Annotated in this window: 4 protein-coding genes; all 4 read right to left on the bottom strand. The window is 52.1% G+C overall.

The window, feature by feature from the left end:
- A partial coding sequence (locus NWE96_02320) for a hypothetical protein (GenBank protein ID MCW3982813.1) occupies nt 1-412 on the bottom strand: 412 nt, incomplete at its 3' end.
- Nucleotides 413-414: 2 nt separating this feature from the next.
- On the bottom strand, nt 415-765 hold the full coding sequence (locus tag NWE96_02315) for a hypothetical protein (protein ID MCW3982812.1): 351 nt from the start codon (nt 763-765) through the stop codon (nt 415-417).
- A complete protein-coding gene (locus tag NWE96_02310) occupies nt 762-1,997 on the bottom strand; it encodes a hypothetical protein (GenBank protein MCW3982811.1) in 1,236 nt (411 codons plus the stop codon). The genes NWE96_02315 and NWE96_02310 overlap by 4 nt, the downstream gene beginning before the upstream one ends.
- 69 nt (nt 1,998-2,066) lie before the next feature.
- On the bottom strand, nt 2,067-2,268 hold a 202-nt coding region (locus NWE96_02305; protein MCW3982810.1), incomplete at its 5' end, for a hypothetical protein.

The following is a 2,268-nucleotide window of genomic DNA, read 5'->3' as shown; positions in this document are numbered from 1 at the left end:
CCTGCATGGTTTTAAGGAAAGTTCCAGCCGCCAGCTTAGCAGAATCCAAATAGCTGGAATCATTCGTGAGTTCATGGGCACGCAGAAGGGCAGGGATGGCTCTGCAGGCGTCCACGCTGTAGTAGTATGTGCTGGTTTCTGCGCTTTTGAATCCGCCATACGCTTTGCGTGCTGGGTCAAGGCACTGCTGGGTCAGAACCCAATCCGCAAGCTCCACAACTTTGCCGTAGATTTCGGCTTTTCTGTCCTCAAACTGCTTGGCACAGTACACTTCACAGAGAAAGTCGATTGCAAAGCTAGCAGCCAAGACACCTTTCCCAAAAGTCGGGTCTGGCGTACCAGGCGGAATCACATATACGTAGGGTGCATAGTCCATCACGAATTGGTAGTAGGTTTCTGGCACGGTTCCCACGGCTACACGCTCCCCACATACGGTTCTTTTAGGCTGGCAAGGATACGCTCGAATTCATTTTGCAGAACGGCTAAGTTGGGAAGTGCCGAGTTAGAACTGCTCAAGTCGCCAACGCTAAAGTTCAAGCTTACCGCGCTGCCGCCAGTTAGATAGCAGACAGCGTAAATGGCAGCCAAAAGCGTTACAGCCTCTTTCTCAGCTTCAGTGCAGTCTGTGTAGTCGATTTCTCTGGACAGCTCAAGCCCCAAAGCGACCTCTGCACGCTTAATCATCTTCAGAACCTTAGCGTCAGGGATGTCGGCTTCAGAAATTTGCAGCACGTCCCTAACATCATCCACAGAAACAGCAGTCACTTCTGGGCACCTCCATCTGCACTGTTGGGTGTTTGAGGCTGCGTATCCCAGAGCTCCCATCCGAACTTGACCGCGTTCTTGCGAAACTCTTCCGCCCGCACCAGCCCCAACTCAGCAGCACGAATCAAATCAGCGGGAACAAGCTCAGGCGTCTCAGGACTACCAAAATTCAACCGAACCCTCGCCTTGGCAGCATCAAAACCCGCTTGAGCAACAACCACATCAAAAATTTCTCTTTCTACTTGGCGTTTGATGTACCGCTGCACAGGCTTGATGAGCATGTCCTGCAAATCGAGGGCTGCTCTTGCTGATGCTTCAGTGAAGCCCGGTGTGCTGAAAAGTCGTGGTAGCGGTGTTTCGCATCCGAGGTAGAATTGGTTGACCATGTGGTCGATGTAGTACTCGAACCGTGCTCTTGGGTCGATGGTGACTGGGTGGACGCTGACGGATTTTGCTCCGCTGAAAAGCCACTGCCCCTCCTCAGGACGATTCTTAATCGCAGTCTCGTACTTTTTGATGGTGTCTTCTTTTTGTCCTTCCAGCTGCACGACGACGTCGGGTCCAGCGTACTTGGTAAAGATGTTGGGCAGGATTTTCTCGATTTTCGCTTTCATCCACGCATACGAGGGACGCTTGTCAGTGTCAAGGGTTAACGTGTGCAAAAGCACCTGCAACAAACCCACGCCAAAACCAGAAGGCACGTCGCCGCTTAGGTGCCAGTGGATGACGGCTTCAGGCTTGAGCTCACTTCCAGCGTTGCCAGCGTAGGCGCTCTTGAGCTGGTAGCCCGTAACCTTGTAGGGTAATTTCAAGTCGGGAACGGAGCTGAGTCCTATTCGCTGGACTGCATCAATTGGCGTGCGTACTGTGTCGGTTAGCTGTTCAGGTGTAAGTTTTAGCCAAAAATCGTTGCCGCAGCCAATCAAAGGCTTAGCCATGTCGTTAAGCAAGCCGTCCAAGTTGACGTCTTCACAGAACCTATCCACAGCAGCCTTTGCCTCCGCGGCTTTCTCGTACTTTTCATCAACCGTAGTGTAGAAGCCCATACCCACCGTGCTAGCCGCAAGCAGGTCTACGCTGGCTTTGCAGGTTGGGTCGCGTTCGTAGAGCTTCATGACGTCGGCTAAGGGGATGCAGGAAGTGTCAAAGAACACTCGCTGCTTAGGAGACGCCACGCCCACAGCAGGCACGTAAGAGAGGACTTCACGGATTTTCCTCAAGACACCACTCATAGCAGATTAGACCTCGCAAATTGGAAAAGCCCAAAAAATGGGGAAAATAGTTGATGCGTTGACGTGTGTTTAGGTCAGCGTTTGTTTGATGTTGGTCATTTTGGCAACAGCTGTAGAACGCAGAACGCCTAAGCCGAACCGTGTGGTAGCGCGAACACCGTATTTACCTGTTTTGACATCTTCCCAGTCCTCAACCGTAACGTCCCGACGCAGAAGCATCGCTGAAGCCACACGTGTATCAATCGCGTAAGCGGTGCCGTTTGGAACCAGA

It is taken from the genome of Candidatus Bathyarchaeota archaeon (assembly GCA_026014685.1).
Lineage (GTDB): Archaea > Thermoproteota > Bathyarchaeia > Bathyarchaeales > Bathycorpusculaceae > Bathycorpusculum.
The sequence above is the reverse complement of the archived record's forward strand: the minus strand, read 5'-3'. Positions and strand labels throughout refer to the sequence as shown.